At 71.6% G+C, this 366-nt stretch carries 1 protein-coding gene; it reads right to left on the bottom strand.

The genetic code is table 11. The features are described 5' to 3' along the window. On the bottom strand, nucleotides 1–366 hold a 366-nt coding region (locus tag BJL95_RS25375; protein ID WP_175463780.1), incomplete at both ends, for a hypothetical protein.

The following is a 366-nucleotide window of genomic DNA, read 5'->3' as shown; positions in this document are numbered from 1 at the left end:
TCAGCGTGGTCAGCGCGGCCAGGTCGGCGGTTTCCAGGTTGACGGCTTGGGCGGTGCTCAGCGCGGCGGCTTGGTTGGATTTGAGCGCGGCGGCTTGGGCGGTGCCCAGCGCGGCCAGGTCGGCGGTTTCCAGCGCGGCCACTTGTTGGGTGGTTAGCCCGGCGATTTGGGCGGTGGTCAACGCCGCCGCTTGGGCGGTGGTCAGGGCGACGATGCCGGCGGTGGTCAGGTTGCTCAGCGCCAGGGTGCTGAGCGCGGCCAGGTCGGCGGTGATCAGGTTGGCGACTTGGCCGGTGGTCAGCGCGGCGGCTTGATGGGATTTGAGCGCGGCGGCTTGGGCGGTGCTCAGCGCGGCCAGGTCGGCGG

The organism is Methylomonas sp. LWB, assembly GCF_001856095.1.
GTDB lineage: Bacteria > Pseudomonadota > Gammaproteobacteria > Methylococcales > Methylomonadaceae > Methylomonas > Methylomonas koyamae_A.
This window is presented reverse-complemented; position numbering and strand designations above follow the sequence as displayed.